Here is a 16,501-nt window from a genome sequence, read left to right as displayed (position 1 = left end):
TGTTCCTTGGACTACTTGACGGCGATCGGGTTGACGGGGGAGCCGACGGCCCCGGTGATGGGCAGGGGCGCGGCGGTGAGCCAGAAGGCGTACTCGCCGTCGGTCGCGCAGTCCTCGGCGAGCGCGTCCAGGTCCCACATCTCGCCGATCAGCAGGCCGAGGTGGGGGATGGCGACCTGGTGCAGCGGCTGGAAGGCGTGCTCGAACTCGTTAGGGCGGACCTCGAAGCCCCAGGTGTCGGTGGCGATCGCGGCGATCTCGGTGCCGTGCAGCCAGCCCGCTGTGGTGAACGACAGGCCGGGCGCGGGTCCGCCGGCGTAGTCGCCCCAGCCCTCGCGGCGGACCCGGGCGAGCTGCCCCGTGCGCACCAGCACCAGGTCACCGCGGCCGACCGTGACGCCCTGGGCCTCGGCGGTGGCGGTCAGGTGCTCCTCGGTGATCGCGAAGCCGTCCGGCAGTTCCCCGTCCTCGCCGATGCTGCGGCCCACGTCCAGGAGCACTCCGCGTCCGGCGACGTGCGGGGCCATGTGCTCGATGCCGGTGACCTGGTCGCCGTCGGAGGTGACGACCTGCTCGGCCGGGCGGCCGTTCCACGCCTTGCCGTGGTCGAAGATGTGGCCGAGCCCGTCCCACTGGGTGGAGCACTGCAGCGGCATGGCGATGACGTCGTCGGCGCCGCCGATGCCGTGCGGCAGGCCCTGGTTGCCGAGGGCGGCGTCGGTGCCGGTGTCCAGCATGGTGTGCACCGGGTTGGTGCGACGCCGCCAGCCCTTCTGCGGGCCGTCGATGTCGAACCGCTGCGAGAGGGAGAAGCTGACACCCCGCCGGATCAGTGCGGCACCTTCGCGGCGCTTGGCCTCGTCGAGGAAGTTGAGGGTGCCGAGCACGTCGTCCTCGCCCCAGCGGTTCCAGTTGGAGTACGCCTTCGCGGTCTGTGCGATCGAGCCCTCGGGGTCGGTGCGGTCCAGGGTCACTCGGTCACCTCCGCCACGCAGCGGGTGCGCTGGGCGCCGAGTCCGGTGATGGAGGCGTCCATGACGTCGCCGTCGCGCAGCAGCCGGCCCCAGTGCATGCCGTTGCCGGCGGGTGAGCCGGTGAGCACCAGGTCACCGGGCAGGAGGCGGGCGCTCTGCGAGGCGTAGGAGACCATCCGCGCCACGTCGAAGATCATGTCCTTGGTCGACTCGTCCTGCATGGTCTCGCCGTTCAGCTTCAGCGTCAGCCGCAAGTCGCCCGTGTCCCCGACCGAGGCGGCGGGCACGATCCAGGGGCCGAGCGGCGTGAAGCCGGGGGCATTCTTGCTGCGCAGCCAGTCGCTGCCGATCTGCGGCATGTCCCGGCGGAAGACCGTGGCTCGGTCGGTCAGGTCGTTGGCGATCGTGTAGCCCGCGACGTGGTCCAGGGCTTCCTCGACGGACACCTGGTAGGCCGGGCGGCCGATCACCGCGGCCAGTTCCAGTTCCCAGTCGGGCTTCTCGGCCCACGCGGGCAGCGCGACGTCGTCGTACGGCCCGGTGATCGCGCTCGGCAGACCGATGAACACGTACGGCAGGTCCTCGGCCGCCCGCCGGTCCATGATCTCCGCGGCCTCCGCGCGCCGCTCTTCCTCCGGCCGGTCGTCGCCCGGGGCCCGGTGCGCGACGTGCAGGTCGATGACGTGCTGCCGGTAGTTGGCGCCGGACTGGAACACCTGGCGCGGCTCGACCGGTGCGTGCACCCGGAAGTCCGCCAGCGGCGCGCGTCGTGGCGCGCTGTCGCCGGCCAGGGCCGTCAACCGGGGCAGCACCGCCTCCCAGTCGTTCAGGAGGTCTCGCGCGCTCAGGTCGGCGTCGTCCAGGGCGTCTCGCAGGTCGATCACCTGGGCGTCGGAGGTGACGAGAGCGGGGAAGGCGGCCCCGTCGAGGGCCGAAAGGGTGGCGAGGGCGAAGGGTCCGGCGAAGAGGGCGGACGCGGCTTCAGGTTTCACGGACATGTCCTCCTGATTGCGATGGCACTAATCTGGACTCGCCACCCGCGATCAGGGAAATAGATTCCATGGATGACAGTCATCCATAAGTCAAATTTCCGCAGGTCATCGCCGAACAACGAGAAAAGTCGCCGTGAATCTCAGCCGCCTGGACCTCAACCTCGTCGTCGCCCTGCGCGCTCTCCTCGAAGAGCGCAACGTCACCCGCGCCGGACAGCGCGTCGGCCTCAGCCAGCCGGCGATGAGCGCGGCCCTGTCCCGGCTGCGCCGGCACTTCGACGACGACCTGCTGGCCCGGGTCGGCGGCCACTACGAACTCACCGCCCTCGGACAGGTCCTCCTCGACCGCGCGTCCACCGCCTATGACTTGCTGGAACGTCTCTTCGCCAGCCAGGCGGACTTCGACCCGGCCAAGGAGAGCCGTGAGTTCAAGCTCGTGGCGTCCGACTACGCGGTCGCCGTCTTCGGTGCCGAACTCGCCCGGGTCGTGCACCGGGAGGCCCCCGGTATCCGGCTGCGTTTCGCGCAGACGCCGACCACCGTGGTGGATGCCACGGACACCCTGCTGAGCACCACCGACGGTCTGCTCATGCCGCACGGCGTCATCAGCGACTTCCCCGCCACCGACCTCTACCAGGACCGCTGGGTCTTCCTCGTCGCCGACGACCACCCGAGCGTCGACGAACGGCTGACCCGGGAAGACCTGGCCCGGCTGCCCTGGGTCACCTACCAGCGCACCTACGACGCCCCGGCCGTGCGCCAGCTCGGCATGCTGGGCATCGAGCCCCGCGTCGAGGTCTCCGTCGACAGCTTCCAGATCATGCCACTGCTGGTCAGCGGAACCCGGCGCATCGCCCTGATCCAGGCACGCCTCGCCCGGCTCCTCGCCCCGCTCGCCGCCGTGCGCGTGGTGGAGCCACCCTACGAGGCCGTGCCGCTGAGGGAGGCGTTGTGGTGGCACCCGGTACACACCCACGACGCGGCCCACATCTGGCTGCGCGAGACTGCCGCCCGGGTCGGCAGGCGGATGGCCGACGATCCCGGGGGTGAGCGCCCCCGCCCGTGAACGGAGGACGTATTCACGTTACGGATGGAATCCATCCGTAACGTGAATGACGGTGGGGGTGGGCAGGGCCGCCCGGCAGGACGCATGCTCGGACGGATCCCGTCGGTGCGTTCTCGCTCGACGTCTCTCTCCGACAGCCGGAGATGATCATCATCTCCGCGGTCGCCCCTCCCGTACCGCCGGCCGGAGTTTCGCCGTGCTCATTTTCCATGCCGTACCCGTCATCGGTCCCACATACGTTCCCCACGGCCCCGAGCCGACCTGGTCAGCGCGCAGGAGCCGCCATCGTCGACCGGCGTACGACCAGTTCGGGTTGCAGCACGACGTGGCTGTGCGCGTGCCCAATTCCGTGGGCCGTGTCCTCGATGAGCAGGCGGCCGGCCTGCCGTCCCATGGCGGATGCCGGTCGTCGTACCGAGGTGAGCGGCACCACGGCCGACGCGGCGAACTCGATGTCGTCGTACCCGACCACCGCGATGTCGTCCGGCACTCCGAGGCCGGCCTCGTACAGGGCCTGCAGGACACCGAGGGCGAGCAGGTCGTTTGCGCAGAAGACGGCGGTGGGCCGCTCGGACAGGCCGAGGATGCGGTGCCCGGCGTCCTTCCCGGCCGTCACGGTGAGGGCGTCGCAGGGCAGTTCCCTGAGCGCGGTGGACGGCAGGCCGGCCTCGCAGATCGCGGCCAGCGCGCCTCGGCGACGGTCCCGTACCTGCTGGAGTCGGTCGGGTCCGCTGACATAGGCGAGGGAGCGGTGGCCCCGCTCGACCAGGTGCCGTACCGCGGCCCGTCCGCCCGCCACGTCGTCGATCCCGACGGAGCACGCCGCGGGCTGGGGCGCGTACTGGTCGGCCACGACGAAGGGCACGGCGTTGCGGCGGAAGGCCGCGACGGTGCGCCCGACTCCTTCACCGGAGACCAGCACGGCACCGCGAACCTGGTGCGAAGTGATCAGCGACAGGTGACGTGCCGCCTCCGCCGGATCGTGGGCGCCCGTGCAGACCATGACGCCGAGGTCCGCCTCGCGGGCGGCCTGTTCCACCCCGGAGGCGAGCGCAGTGAAGAACGGGTTCGCCATGTCGAGCACCATGACGGCGATCACCCGGGAGGCCCATCCGCGCAACTGCCGGGCGCCCTCGGCCCGGACGTAGCCGAGGGAGTCGATCACTTCCAGGACGCGCGAGCGCGTTCCCTCGGACACGATCTCGGGCCGGTTGAGGACGTTGGAGACGGTACCGAGCGAGACGCCTGCCTGCCGCGCCACGTCCTTGATACCGACCCGGGGACGTGGGCGGCCGACAGGTCCGGCCACCGCCGTTGCTCCGCCGGAGCTACGTTCGCGGTGAGCCGTGGGCGCGGCAGCCGGCCGCCGGTCCACGGCCTAGCGCCCTTGCGGTGCGCCGGTGGTGGAGCGCACCACCAGACGTGGGGTCATCGTGGTCTGCATGGGTCTGTCCCTTCGGCTTTCGACGCGCTCGACGAGCATGCGGGCGGCGGCGGAGCCCATGGTGTGTCCCGCCTGGTCCACGCTGGTGAGTTGCACGGGTGCCAGGGCGGCGAGCGCGGTGTTGTTGTAGCCGACGAGCGACAGGTCCTGGGGGATGCGCAGGCCGAGTTCGTGTGCGGCGCGGTAGACGCCCAGTGCCGCGACGTCTGCACCGGTCATCACGGCGGTCGGCGGGCGGTCGGCCGTCAGCAGTGTCATGCCCGCTTTGAAGCCGCCGTCGTCGGAGTAGGCGGTGTGGTGGACCCGCGCGAACCGGTCGAGTCCGTGCCGTTGCATCGCGTGCAGATAGCCCTCGCTCAGTACGGCCTCCGGTGTGCGCTTCCACTTGTTGGCCCGGGTGCCCGGAGCCGAGACCAGGGCGATGTCACGGTGGCCGAGCGAGACCAGATGATCCACCACCAGACCGGCGCCGAGGTCGTCGGCGTCGACGACCGAGTCGTAGGCGTCCGAGGCGTCGTGGTGCCCGATGACCACGGTCGGCGTCGAAGCGGCCGTGTCCAACACCTCCGCGCGTGGCGTGCCCGGGGCGATGAGGATCAGTCCGTCCATCTGCCGGTCCACCAGGGAACGGATGGTCCTGGCCTGTTCCTCGGGGTCGAAGCCGGCCGCGCCGATCAGCACCGTGTAGTCAGTGTGGCGCAGTTCGTCCCGGATGCCGTCGAGGATGTCGGCGAAGAACGCGTTGCGCACGTTGTCCAGCAGTACGCCGATGGTGTAGGTCCGGCCGCGCATCCCGCGTGCCGCGGCGTGCGGACGGTACCCCAGGTCGGCGATGGCCGCCTGGACCTTCTCCCGCATGGCTTCGCTCACGCCGTAGGCATTGCGCATCACCTTGGAGACGGCGGCCGTGGACACCCCGGCGTGCCGGGCGACATCGGTGATGGTCACGCGCTTGTTTGGCTTGGCTGCGGAAGCCCCGTCCATGGTCCACGTCCCGGAGTGAGTAGTCGTAGGTATAACGGTCTACACGCTACTCCCTGCCATCAGTCAAGCCCTTCACTCATCACCACGGTGTTACCTGCTTGTGTCTTGACGGTGGCGGGGGAGCGGTGCAGGGTGTTGCCCACTCGTTGTGAAGAACGTTTTACACGACTCTGCCGGGTCGCTGCCCGCGTGCTGCCAGGCCCCGTACTTCGCCCCTGGCGCTGTTTCCCGCACCTCGCCCGCTCGTCATGATCATTTGGGAGTCCTCCGTGCCCCTTCGTACCTCCCGCGCCCGTCGTGCGCGACTGAGCCTGCTCACCGCCGGTGCCGCCTCGCTCGCGCTCCTCGCCACCGCATGTGGCGGCAGCGGGGGCGGCGGCTCCTCCTCTGCACCCGAGAACTTCGACTACCTGAGCGTCACCGAGAACACCACCGTGAAGACGGCGCTGACCACCATGTCCAAGGGCCCCTGCAAGGCCGCGAACGACGCGCTGCCGCTGAAGGTGGAGACTGTTCCGCAGGCGAGCCTGGACCAGAAGCTCCAGTTGCTGGCCGGCCAGGACGCGCTGCCGGTGCAGTTCGCCGCGGGCAACGCCCCCGCGCTCACCCAGGAGCTGGCCAAGTCCGGCAAGGTCGCCGACCTGGAGGCCAAGCTCAAGGAGCTGGGCGTTCTCGACCAGCTGGAGCCGGCCGCCGTCTCGACCATCAAGGCGCTGTACGGCGGAGAACTCCAGGTCCTGCCGTACGAGTACAACATCGAGGGCATCTTCTACAACAAGAAGCTCTTCGCGGACAACGGCCTGAAGGCCCCCGGCACCTGGGAGGAGCTGGTCGCGGCCGCGGCGAAGCTGGAGTCGAAGGGCATCCAGCCGTTCTCCGCCTCCGGCCAGCAGGGATGGCCGCTGACCCGCCTGATCAGCGGCTACCTCTACCGCAGCCTGGGCCCCGACGCCCTGCAGAAGGTGGCCGACGGCAAGGCGAAGCTGACTGACCCGGAATACGTGAAGGCGGCCGAAGAGGTCGCCGCCCTCGGCAAGAAGGGCTACTTCGGCAAGGGCGTCGGCTCCATCGACTACGACACGGCGATGAACCAGTTCCTCACGGGCAAGGCCGCCATGTTCTACATGGGCAGCTGGGCACTGGCGAACATCTCCGACGACAAGCAGAACAAGATCGGCGCGCAGAACACCGGATTCATGCCCTTCCCGGCCGTGACCGGGGGCAAGGGCTCCGCCGACCAGTACCCGTCCAACGTCGGCCTGGGCATCACCTTCGCCTCGAAGTCCTTCGACGAGAAGACCGGCGACTGGGTCTCCTGCATCGCGAAGAACTACGGCTCCACCGCGCTGAAGGACCACGGCTCCATCTCCGGCTTCAAGGTGAACACCGAGGTCAAGGACGCCAACGAGGTCACCACCCAGGTGCGCGACACCATCAGCGCCTCGAAGCAGAACGTGCTCTGGTTCGAGGCCCTGTTCAGCACCAAGGCCACCACCGTCAGCCAGCAGAACGCGGCGGGCCTGGTCAGCGGCAGCACGAGCCCCGAGCAGTTCATGCAGACCGTCCAGGACGCACTGGCCGCCCAGTGACCGGCCGGGGGCGGCCCGCACGCTCCTGCCCGCCCCGCCGCGCGCGGGCCGCCCCCGTCCCTCCGAAGAAAGTGGACACCACCACCCATGCACCGCGTACTCGGTGACCGCAGGGCCATCGCGATCCTGCTCGGTCCCGCCCTACTCGTCTACTCCCTGATCATGCTGGTCCCCATGGTGTGGTCACTCGGGTACTCCTTCACCAAGGGCAACACGATCAACGGCTTCACTGGCAACGGTGTAGCCAACTTCTCCCGCCTCCTCGACGACCCGGCTGTCCACGACGCCCTCTGGTTCACCCTCAAGTACGCCGTCGTCGTCACCGCCGGCCAGGTGGTCGCCGGGTATCTGCTGGCGCTGCTCTACGTCTTCTTCCTCAAGCGCGCCTCGGCGCTCGTCCGCACCCTGGTGTTCTTCCCGGTCGTGCTGCCCACCGTCGCCGTCGGCCTGCTCTTCCAGAAGTTCTTCCAGGTGGCCCCGCAGACCGGCCCGGTCAACTCCCTCCTCAACGCCGTCGGCATGGACTCCGTCGACTTCTTCGGCAGTGCCGGCAGCGCCTTCTGGGTCCTGATCGCCATGGACATCTGGCGCTCCATGGGCTTCTACGCCGTCCTGCTCTTCGCCGGCCTGGTCGACATCCCCGACGAGGTCCTGGAGTCGGCCCGCCTCGACGGGGCCACGGGACTCAGGCTGGTCCGCCACATTGTGCTGCCGCTGTCCCTGCCCGTCCTGATGTCCTCGCTGATCTTCAGCATCAATGGCACGCTCAAGGTCTTCGACTCGATCGTCGCCCTGACCAACGGTGGCCCCGGCACGGGCACCACCCCGCTGACTCTGTACATGTTCCAGACGTCGTTCACCTACAGCGACTACGGCTACGGCAGCACCATCGCCCTGCTGCTGACCGTCGTGTGCCTGCTGGTGAGCCTGGTCGTCTACCGCGTCTCGCGGCGCGACCTCACGGAGGGCTGAACCACATGGCCACCATCGACACACCCGCGAAGACCTCCGCGCTCGGCTCCGGGCACGCGCCCGCACGCGCTCCCCGGGCCCGGCGCGGCCGTCGGGGAAGCCGCCTCTGGGTCAAGATCGTCGTCGCCCTCCTGCTGGTCGTCGAGATCTACCCGATGATCTGGATGTTCCTCACCTCCCTGAAGTCCAACGACGACTACCTCAACAACTCCACCTGGTCCCTGCCCACCACCTGGGAATGGGGCAACTACACCGAGGCGTGGACCACCGGCCACATCGGCCTCTACGTCCAGAACAGCCTGCTCGCCGTCGTCCCCGCACTCGCGCTGATGCTGCTGCTGGGCACCGCCGCCGGGTTCGCCCTGCAGGTCATGGTCTGGAAGGGCCGCAACCTCACTCTGCTGATCTTCCTCGCCGGCATGATGGTCCCGCCGCAGATGATCCTGCTGCCCCTGTTCACGGTGTACTTCCAGACCGGCCTGTCCGGCACCCTGTGGCCGCTGATCCTCACCTACACCGGCACCGGCCTTCCCCTGACCGTCTTCATGATGGCCACCTACTACCGCAGCGTCCCCCGCGAGCTGTTCGAAGCCGCCACCATCGACGGCGCCGGCATCCTGCGCGCCTTCTGGACCATCAGCCTCCCCCTGGTCCGCAACGCCCTGCTCACAGTCGGCCTGGTGCAGTTCTTCTTCATCTGGAACGACCTGCTCATCGCGCTGACCTTCACCAACAACCAGGATCTGCGCACCATCCAGGTCGGCCTGCTCAACTTCACCGGCGACTTCGGCGCCACCCAGTACGGCCCTCTCTTCGCGGCCATCTGCATCAACGTCTTCGGCACCCTCCTGATCTACCTCTTCCTCAACCAGAAGGTCATGAAGGGCCTCACCTCGGGAGCGTTGAAGGGCTGACCCAGTCATCGCCCCGGCCTGCCGTCTCCCCGGAACCCGGCTCCGGGGAGCTCGCCGCGCCCACCCGTCACGCTCCCGAATGTGACCACAAGTGAAAGAAGGGTCACCCCTTGCTCCCCCCTCAGCCCTCCCCGGTCAGCTTCGAACACCTGCCGGACGGACTCGGCATCGGAGTCGCCTCCCCCCGCCTGACCTGGACCCTGCCCGCAGGCACCGGCCGCCAGGTGTCGTACGAGCTGGAACTCGAACGCCGTGGCGGCATCCGCCGCACCGGGCGCGTCGACAGCGCCGAGCAGGTCCTCGTGCCGTGGCCCGGCGACCCCCTGACGTCCCGGGAACGCGCCACCGTCCGCGTCCGCGTCTGGACCCCCGACGCCGCCAGCCCCTCGGAGTGGAGCACACCGGCGGACGTCGAGGCCGGTCTCCTCGACGCCGCCGACTGGCAGGCCGTACCCGTGGGCGCCGACTGGGACGAGGACCCCGAGGGCGAGCGCCGCCCCGCCCGCATACGCAAGAACTTCCGTATCCATCGGCCCATCGCCCGCGCCCGCCTCTACGTCACCGCCCACGGCCTCTACGAGGTCGAGATCAACGGGCACCGCGTCGGCGACGAGGCCCTCGCACCGGGCTGGACCGTCTACCCGCACCGGCTGCGCTACCGCACCCACGACGTCACCACCCACCTCACCGAGGGCCCGAACACCGTCGGTGCCTGGCTCGGCGACGGCTGGTACCGCGGCAAGTACGGCTTCGACGGCGGAACCCGCAACATCTACGGCACCGACCAGTCCCTCATCGCCCAGCTGGAAGTGGAGTACGACGACGGCACCACCCACGTCGTCGCCACCGACGAAACCTGGAAAGCAGCACCCGGCCCGATCCTCACCTGCGGCCTGTACGAAGGGGAGACCTTCGACGCCCGCCTGCACGACCCCGCCTGGGCCACACCATCCGCGGCCGGCACGGGCGACTGGACCCCGGTCCGCACGGGCGTACGTGACCCTGCCACGCTCGTCGCGCCCCTCGGACCGCCCGTACGCTGCACCGAGGAGATAGCCCCGGTCGAGGTCACCCGCACTGGCGACGGGCGTCACCTGCTCGACTTCGGGCAGAACCTCGTCGGCCGTCTCCGCATAACCGTCGACGGCCCGGTCGGCACCACCCTCACCCTGCGGCACGCCGAAGTCCTCCAGGACGGCGAACTGGCCACCCGGCCCCTGCGCGAGGCGACGTCCGTCGACACCCTGATCCTCTCGGGGACAGGCCCCCTCACGTGGGAACCCCGCTTCACCCTGCACGGATTCCGCTACGCCGAGATCACCGGCTGGCCGGGCGATCTGGCAGCCGGTCAGGTCACCGCCCGCGTCTATCACACGGACATGCGCCGCACCGGGTGGTTCGAGTGCAGCGACCCGCTCGTCAACCGCCTGCATGAGAACGTCGTGTGGAGCATGCGCGGCAACTTCGTCGACCTGCCCACCGACTGCCCCCAGCGCGACGAACGCCTCGGCTGGACCGGCGACATCCAGGTCTTCGCCCCCACGGCGAGCTTCCTCTTCGACTGCGCCGGCCTGCTCGACTCCTGGCTCACCGATGTCGGCATCGAACAGCTCCCCGACGGCACGATCCCGTGGTACGTCCCCGTCATCCCGGGCGAGCCGATGTGGACGCCGATCCACCCCGGCGCCGCATGGGGAGACGTCGCCACCCTCACTCCCTGGACGCTCTTCCAGCGCTACGGCGACCTGGAGCTCCTGCGCCGCCACTACCCCATGGCCAAAGCGTGGGTCGAGCTGGTCGAACGCCTCGCCGGTCCTACCCGCCTGTGGGACACCGGCGTCCAGTTGGGGGACTGGCTCGACCCGGCCGCCCCACCCGACGACCCGGCCGCGGGCCGCACCGACCGCTACCTCGTCGCCACCGCCTACTTCGCCCACTCCGCACGGCATCTCGCCCTGGCCTCAGCAGAGTTGGGGTTCGACGCGGACGCCGAACGGTACGCGGCACTCGCCGCCGAGGCAGCCGACGCCTTCCGGCACCGGTACGTCCTGCCCTCGGCTCACCTCACCAGCGACAGCGCCACCGCGTACGCGATCGCCCTCGCCTTCGACCTGCTCACGCCGGAACAGCGCGGACCGGCTGCCGACCGCCTCGCCGAGATCGTGCTCGCCGACGGCGCGCGGATCTCCACCGGCTTCGTCGGCACCCCGCTCATCTGCGACGCCCTCACCGACCACGGTCACCTCGACGTCGCCTACCAGCTGTTGCTGCAGACCGAATGCCCCTCCTGGCTCTACACCGTGGCCATGGGCGCGACCACCATCTGGGAGCGCTGGGACAGCCTGCGCCCCGACGGCACCCTCAACCCGGGCGGTATGACCAGCTTCAATCACTACGCGCTCGGAGCCGTTGCCGACTGGCTGCACCGGGTGGTCGGCGGTATCAGCGCCATCGCCCCAGGCTACCGCCGGCTTTCCTTCCGCCCACGTCCGGGCGGCGGCATCAGCTGGGCCCGTGTCCGCCATGACACTCCCTACGGGACGGCCGCACTGTCCTGGGAGCTCACCGCCACCGGCATGACGGCCGACATCACGGTGCCGGAAGGCTGCACGGCCACAGTGGAACTCCCCGGCTGCGCACCCCTCGCCCTCGGGCCGGGCGACCATGTCCTGGACACCGCAGAAATCGGAGCGGCGGCCTGACCGTCTCCCACACGCGCAGAAGGACAGCCCGACGCGTCACGCGATGCGTCGGGCTGCTATTTGTCTTGCGAATTCAGATCATCCAGGGCGTCGATGACGGAGGATTTAATCGGCCCGTTCAATTGAAATTTCAGGGCGCCATTGAAATTCCAAGGAAGGAAAACCGCTGGTGAGGGCCTATTTTAAATAGGAGGTCCCGGAGGGTTGACCTTGCATCGGAGAAGGCCATAGTTTCCAGCCTGCTGGGAAGAACTTCGTGGCCGAATACGGCCATGGCGCCGAGAGCTCACCGTGGGACGCGGCGAGCACTCTGCCGCCGAGAAGTGACAAAGGGAATGCGATCCCTCGGAGCTCCGCGACCACGCGGCTGCTCCCAGAGCCCCATCGAGCCGGGGCCGGCCGTGACCTGACCCCTCGGCCGGCCTCACCTCCCCCCAACCCGCGGCGGCGCGTTGTACAGCCGCCATCTCAGTCCGGAGAGCCGCTGTGAACCGACGAACGTTCCTATCCGCCGCAGCCTTCACGGCCCTGGCAGCGAGCATGGCCCCCGCAGTCACCGACCGAGCGGTCGCCGCGCCGGATTCCGCAGCCCAGGACCGGGCCGCCGAACTGCTCGCCCGCATGACGGCCGCCGAGAAAGAAGCCCTCGTACGCTGCGACTTCGCTGCCGTGGCCCACCTGGGCATCCCCGCCCTCACCATGGTCGACGCCTCGGCGGGGCTGCGCGGCGAGACGGGCGTCACCGCCTTCCCCGTGCCCGTGGCCCAGGCCGCCACCTTCGACGAGGCACTCGCGGGCCGGATCGGCAAGGCCATCGGCACCGAGGGACGGGCCAAGGGCTACAACAACGCCCTCGGACCCACCATCGACCTGACCCGCACCTGGCACTTCGGCCGTCAGGCCGAAGCCATGGGCGAAGACCCCGTGCTCGCCGGACGCCTGGGCGCCGCCCTCACCGTGGCCATCCAATCCCAGCACATGGCGGCCACCCTCAAGCACTTCGCCGCCTACACCCAGGAAGTCAACCGCTTCTTCATCAACACCGCGGTGTCCGACCGAGCGCTCCACGAGTACTACCAGGCGCCCTTCCGCCGTGTGATCGCCGCCGCCCCCGCCACCTCGGTGATGATGGCGTACCCGAAGATCAACGGCACCTTCGCGACACGGCACCCCGGCCTGTTCGACGACCTGAAGAAGTCGATGGGCCTCCAGGGCTACACCGTGCCCGACTTCTGGGCCGGGGACGACCAGGTGGCCGCCGCCCGGGCCGGCATGGACCTCGCCGGACTCGGCCCCGGCGGTGTCCAGATCCCGGCGGGCTCCCTCACCGGCGGTGCGATACCGGCCGCGCGGCTCGACGACGCGGCCCGTCGCATCCTCGTCACCATGTTCGCGAACGGCCTCTTCGACCACCCCGTCCCCGCCCCCGCGGGCAACGTCAGCACCCAGGCGCACAAGGACCTCGCGCACGAGGCGGCCGTCGCCTCGACGGTGCTCCTCGCCAACCGCTCCGCGGCCCTGCCGCTCACCAGCGCGGTGAAGTCGCTGGCCGTCATCGGCCCGGCCGGGCCCGACACCTTCACCGGCGTGTCCGGCTCCACCTACGTCGACCCCGGTTCCTGGACCACCCCGCTCGACGCGATCCGGGCACGTGCCGGAAGGTCCGTCAAGGTCACGCACGCCCAGGGAACCAAGGGTGACCTGCCCCTCACCACGGTCCCCTCCACCGTCCTGCGCACCCCCACCGGGGCGGCCGGGCTGCGGGCGAGCTACTACGGCACTGCCGACGGCACCGGCACACCGGTCACGACCCGGACCGAAGCGACCGTCGACTTCACCGCCGCGCCCGTCGAGGGCCTGCCGCAGGTGTGGTCGGCCAAGTGGACCGGCATGCTGACCCCGACCACCACGGGCCTGCACCGCTTCTCCCTGCTGCCCTCCGGGACGACCTCGCTGAAGATCGACGGCAGGACGGTCGTCTCCGGCACCCGGCAGATGGCCCGCTTCTTCCTCGGCCCCTACGACTATCCGCTCCAGGGAACCGCCGAACTGACCGCCGGCCGTGCCGTCAAGGTCGAGATCACCTACACCAACGCCACCGCGGAGCGCGGAACGTGCGGCCTGACCTTCGGCTGGCAGCCGGAGTCCCTCATCCCCGCCGCGGTGACGGCGGCCCGCGCGGCCGACGCGGCCGTCGTCTTCGTCAACCGGGTCGCCGGCGAGGGCATGGACCACGAGGGATACGCGCTGCCCGGAGACCAGGACCAGCTCATCGAGGCCGTGGCCGCCGCCAACCCGCGCACGATCGTCGTACTCAACACCGACGGCCCCGTCGCCACCCCATGGCTGAACGACGTGGAGGCCGTGGTGCAGGCGTGGTACGCGGGCCGCGGTGCGGGTACCGCCATTGCCGCCGTCCTCTTCGGCGACAGCGACCCGGCCGGCCGCCTCCCGGTCACCTTCCCCACCGACGCCGCCCAGGGCCCCGGCACCACCCCCGCCACCTACCCGGGCACGAACGGCATCGTCTCCTACGACGAGGGCATCGCCGTCGGTTACCGCTTCTACGACGCCAGGAAGCAGGAACCCCGCTTCCCCTTCGGCCACGGTCTGTCCTACACGACCTTCGCGCACGGCTCTCTGGAAGCCACCTACGACAAGGCCGCCCAGCAGGTCATCGTTCAGGTCACCGTGACCAACACCGGACGGCGCGAGGGCACCGAGGTCCTCCAGGTGTACGCCACCCTCCCCGCCTCGGCGGCCGCGGAGCCTCGCCGCCTGGTCGCGTTCCAGAAGGTCACCCTTCCCGCGGCCGGCTCCAAGCGACTGAGCCTGACGATCCCGGTCCAGGACCTCAGCGTCTGGTCGTCGGAAGCAATGACGCTTACCCCGGGTGTCTACACCTTCGCGACCGCGCGCTCGTCCCGCGTCGTCACCGCACAGCGGGTCCTCACACTCGGCTGACCACCGTCAGCCCCCTGGGTTGCCGGCGGCTCGTGTGACCGCTGCGCGGTCGAGTGAACCCACACGAGCCGCCGCCAGCCGACCCAGCCCTCACACCCCACGCCTCGCTCAACCAACCTCACTCCTCCTTCCCGCCCGGAGTCCGTCCGTGACACGCACCTCACACCTGCTCGGCCTCGCCATCAGCCTGGCGCTCGCAGCCACCACGACGACCGGATGCAGCCCGTTCGGGGCCGAACAGGACGAGCCGGTCGCGCTGTCAGTCAGAGCAAGCGCCACCGACAGGTCCGCGATGGACGCCGTTGTCGCCGAATTCCACCGCCTCAACCCCGACACACACGTCACGGTCGACTACTCCGACACCGGCGACCTCCAGCAGGAACTCCCGGGCGAGCTCCGCGCGGGTGACGGTCCCGACGTGTTCACCGTCTGGCCCGGCAACGGCAACCCCGCCTCCGTCACCGCGCTGGAGCACGACGACCTGCTGGAGAACCTGAGCCTTCGCCGCTTCAACCTCACGATGCCCATAGGCGTCAAACCGGTCACTGACGTGAACCACAGCACGTTCGCGGTACCTGTGACCTTCAGCGGCATCGGAGCAGTCTTCTCGATGGGAGCACTGGACGCCATCGGAGGAGCACCTCCCCGGACCTGGACAGAACTTCTGACCCTCTGTGACAAGGCTCGCGACCACGGCAAGGTCCTCCTCGCCCTGGGCAACGGCACCCCCTGGGTCACCCAACTCATCACCTACGCCCTGGTCGCGACAACCGTCTACGCCGACGAACCGGACTTCGACAGCGACATGGAACTCGGCAAGGAAACATTCGCCAACTCCGGCTGGCGAACCGCCCTGCGTAAATACATGGAGATGGACGGGCGCGGCTGCTTCAACGCCGACGCACTGGACACCACGTACGAGGAAACGCTCGACCAGGTGGTCACGGGCCGGGCCGTGGGAGTCGTCCAGGTCGCGAGCGTACTGTCCGAGCTACGTGCCGCTGCCCCCGGCCTGACACTGCGCATGGCCGCACTGCCCGCCACGGATGACCCCGACGACACGCGGATGCCGGGTGCCGTCTCGGCCGCCTATGGCCTCAATCCCGGCACTCCACATCGCAAGGAGGCCCTCGCTTTCATCGACTTCCTGGGATCCGCTCGCGGACAGAACCTGTACAACCGCTTCGGCGCCACCCTGCCCGCCATCCCGAACGCCTCCTTCACCGTAGACCCCGCGATCAGGGAGGTCGCGGAGCGACAGAAGGCCGGAACCACCGTTCCCTTCATGGATCAGCGCTGGCCGAACTCCGCCGTCCAACAAACGCATTTTGCCCAGGTCGAAGCTCTCTTCGCCGGTACCACGGACGTCGAAGCCGCCTTGGCCGCTCTCGACAAGGCTTATGAAGAGCGAACTTGACGCAGGAACGAGAAGTACATCCTTCACGGCCCAGTGCGTGGACATGGTCCAGGACCTTGTCGGGACCCCACTCATTCCGGTTCATCTTCCGACGAAATGCTCCGGGCTGTCACGCCCGGCCTTCACGACCAGCGCCCAGCCGTTCTTGTGATTGAACGGAGCAAGAGCCCCGCTGTACGCAAGAGTTGATTTCCGTGGCGCCGAGCACGATGGCTTCGTGGCCGTTCGTGCGACGGCCGAGGAAGCACTGCTGGCGAGGCGCACCACAGACTGTCTCTCAACGCCGGTCACGAGTGGGTGAGAAGCCGACTTCATGTCAACTCGTCCAGGTCAGCTTGAGCACCGGTTCGGACGAAGTCATCCGGCTGCGGTCGGGGCATACCGGTGTGCTGGGCCCAATGGGACGGTTGCGCGCAGTGCCGTCCCGGACGCGGTCTGACTCTTGAGATCTTTGACCGAAGTGTCCAGTCACAGGCTTGTCGA

The 16,501-nt window shown here is 69.2% G+C and carries 11 protein-coding genes; 7 read left to right on the top strand and 4 right to left on the bottom strand.

The genetic code is table 11. The features are described 5' to 3' along the window. Positions 1-11: 11 nt before the first annotated feature. Positions 12-974, bottom strand: a complete 963-nt coding sequence (locus tag IH50_RS0102335; RefSeq protein ID WP_030856626.1) for a cyclase family protein — start codon at positions 972-974, stop codon at positions 12-14. Continuing rightward, on the bottom strand, positions 971-1,972 hold the full coding sequence (locus IH50_RS0102330) for a fumarylacetoacetate hydrolase family protein (RefSeq protein ID WP_030856623.1): 1,002 nt from the start codon (positions 1,970-1,972) through the stop codon (positions 971-973). The genes IH50_RS0102335 and IH50_RS0102330 overlap by 4 nt, the downstream gene beginning before the upstream one ends. 127 nt (positions 1,973-2,099) lie before the next feature. Between IH50_RS0102330 and IH50_RS0102325 the strand changes: the two genes are divergently transcribed. Beyond that, a complete protein-coding gene (locus IH50_RS0102325) occupies positions 2,100-3,032 on the top strand; it encodes a LysR family transcriptional regulator (RefSeq protein ID WP_030856621.1) in 933 nt (310 codons plus the stop codon). A gap of 265 nt (positions 3,033-3,297) precedes the next feature. Here IH50_RS0102325 and IH50_RS0102320 read toward each other — a convergent pair whose 3' ends face one another. Continuing rightward, positions 3,298-4,341: a LacI family DNA-binding transcriptional regulator gene (locus IH50_RS0102320; protein WP_030856619.1), complete on the bottom strand. Its 1,044-nt coding sequence runs from the start codon at positions 4,339-4,341 to the stop codon at positions 3,298-3,300. A 69-nt stretch (positions 4,342-4,410) separates the two neighbouring features. Then, the gene (locus IH50_RS0102315) at positions 4,411-5,424 is read right to left on the bottom strand and encodes a LacI family DNA-binding transcriptional regulator (RefSeq protein WP_037871803.1); all 1,014 of its coding nucleotides are present in this window, start codon (positions 5,422-5,424) and stop codon (positions 4,411-4,413) included. A 305-nt stretch (positions 5,425-5,729) separates the two neighbouring features. Here IH50_RS0102315 and IH50_RS0102310 point away from each other — a divergent pair, with 305 nt between their 5' ends. The 6 genes from IH50_RS0102310 to IH50_RS0102285 all read left to right on the top strand — a co-directional run bounded on the left by IH50_RS0102310 (position 5,730) and on the right by IH50_RS0102285 (position 16,018). Then, positions 5,730-7,049, top strand: a complete 1,320-nt coding sequence (locus tag IH50_RS0102310; protein WP_030856615.1) for an ABC transporter substrate-binding protein — start codon at positions 5,730-5,732, stop codon at positions 7,047-7,049. Positions 7,050-7,136: 87 nt separating this feature from the next. Further along, positions 7,137-8,021 carry a carbohydrate ABC transporter permease gene (locus tag IH50_RS0102305; RefSeq protein WP_030856613.1) on the top strand — a complete coding sequence of 295 codons (885 nt, stop codon included), beginning with the start codon at positions 7,137-7,139 and terminating at the stop codon, positions 8,019-8,021. A gap of 5 nt (positions 8,022-8,026) precedes the next feature. Next, the gene (locus IH50_RS0102300) at positions 8,027-8,935 is read left to right on the top strand and encodes a carbohydrate ABC transporter permease (RefSeq protein WP_030856611.1); all 909 of its coding nucleotides are present in this window, start codon (positions 8,027-8,029) and stop codon (positions 8,933-8,935) included. A gap of 110 nt (positions 8,936-9,045) precedes the next feature. Continuing rightward, positions 9,046-11,637, top strand: a complete 2,592-nt coding sequence (locus IH50_RS0102295) for an alpha-L-rhamnosidase (protein WP_030856609.1) — start codon at positions 9,046-9,048, stop codon at positions 11,635-11,637. A gap of 540 nt (positions 11,638-12,177) precedes the next feature. Continuing rightward, positions 12,178-14,601 (top strand): glycoside hydrolase family 3 protein, encoded by a 2,424-nt coding sequence (locus IH50_RS0102290; RefSeq protein ID WP_234328065.1) that lies wholly within the window; start codon positions 12,178-12,180, stop codon positions 14,599-14,601. A 148-nt stretch (positions 14,602-14,749) separates the two neighbouring features. Further along, entirely contained in the window at positions 14,750-16,018 is a 1,269-nt protein-coding gene (locus tag IH50_RS0102285; RefSeq protein ID WP_107061958.1) for an ABC transporter substrate-binding protein, read from the top strand. Positions 16,019-16,501 lie beyond the last annotated feature (483 nt).

The sequence above is a fragment of the Streptomyces sp. NRRL S-37 genome, assembly GCF_000721605.1.
Classification (GTDB): Bacteria; Actinomycetota; Actinomycetes; order Streptomycetales; family Streptomycetaceae; genus Streptomyces.
The sequence above is the reverse complement of the archived record's forward strand: the minus strand, read 5'-3'. Positions and strand labels throughout refer to the sequence as shown.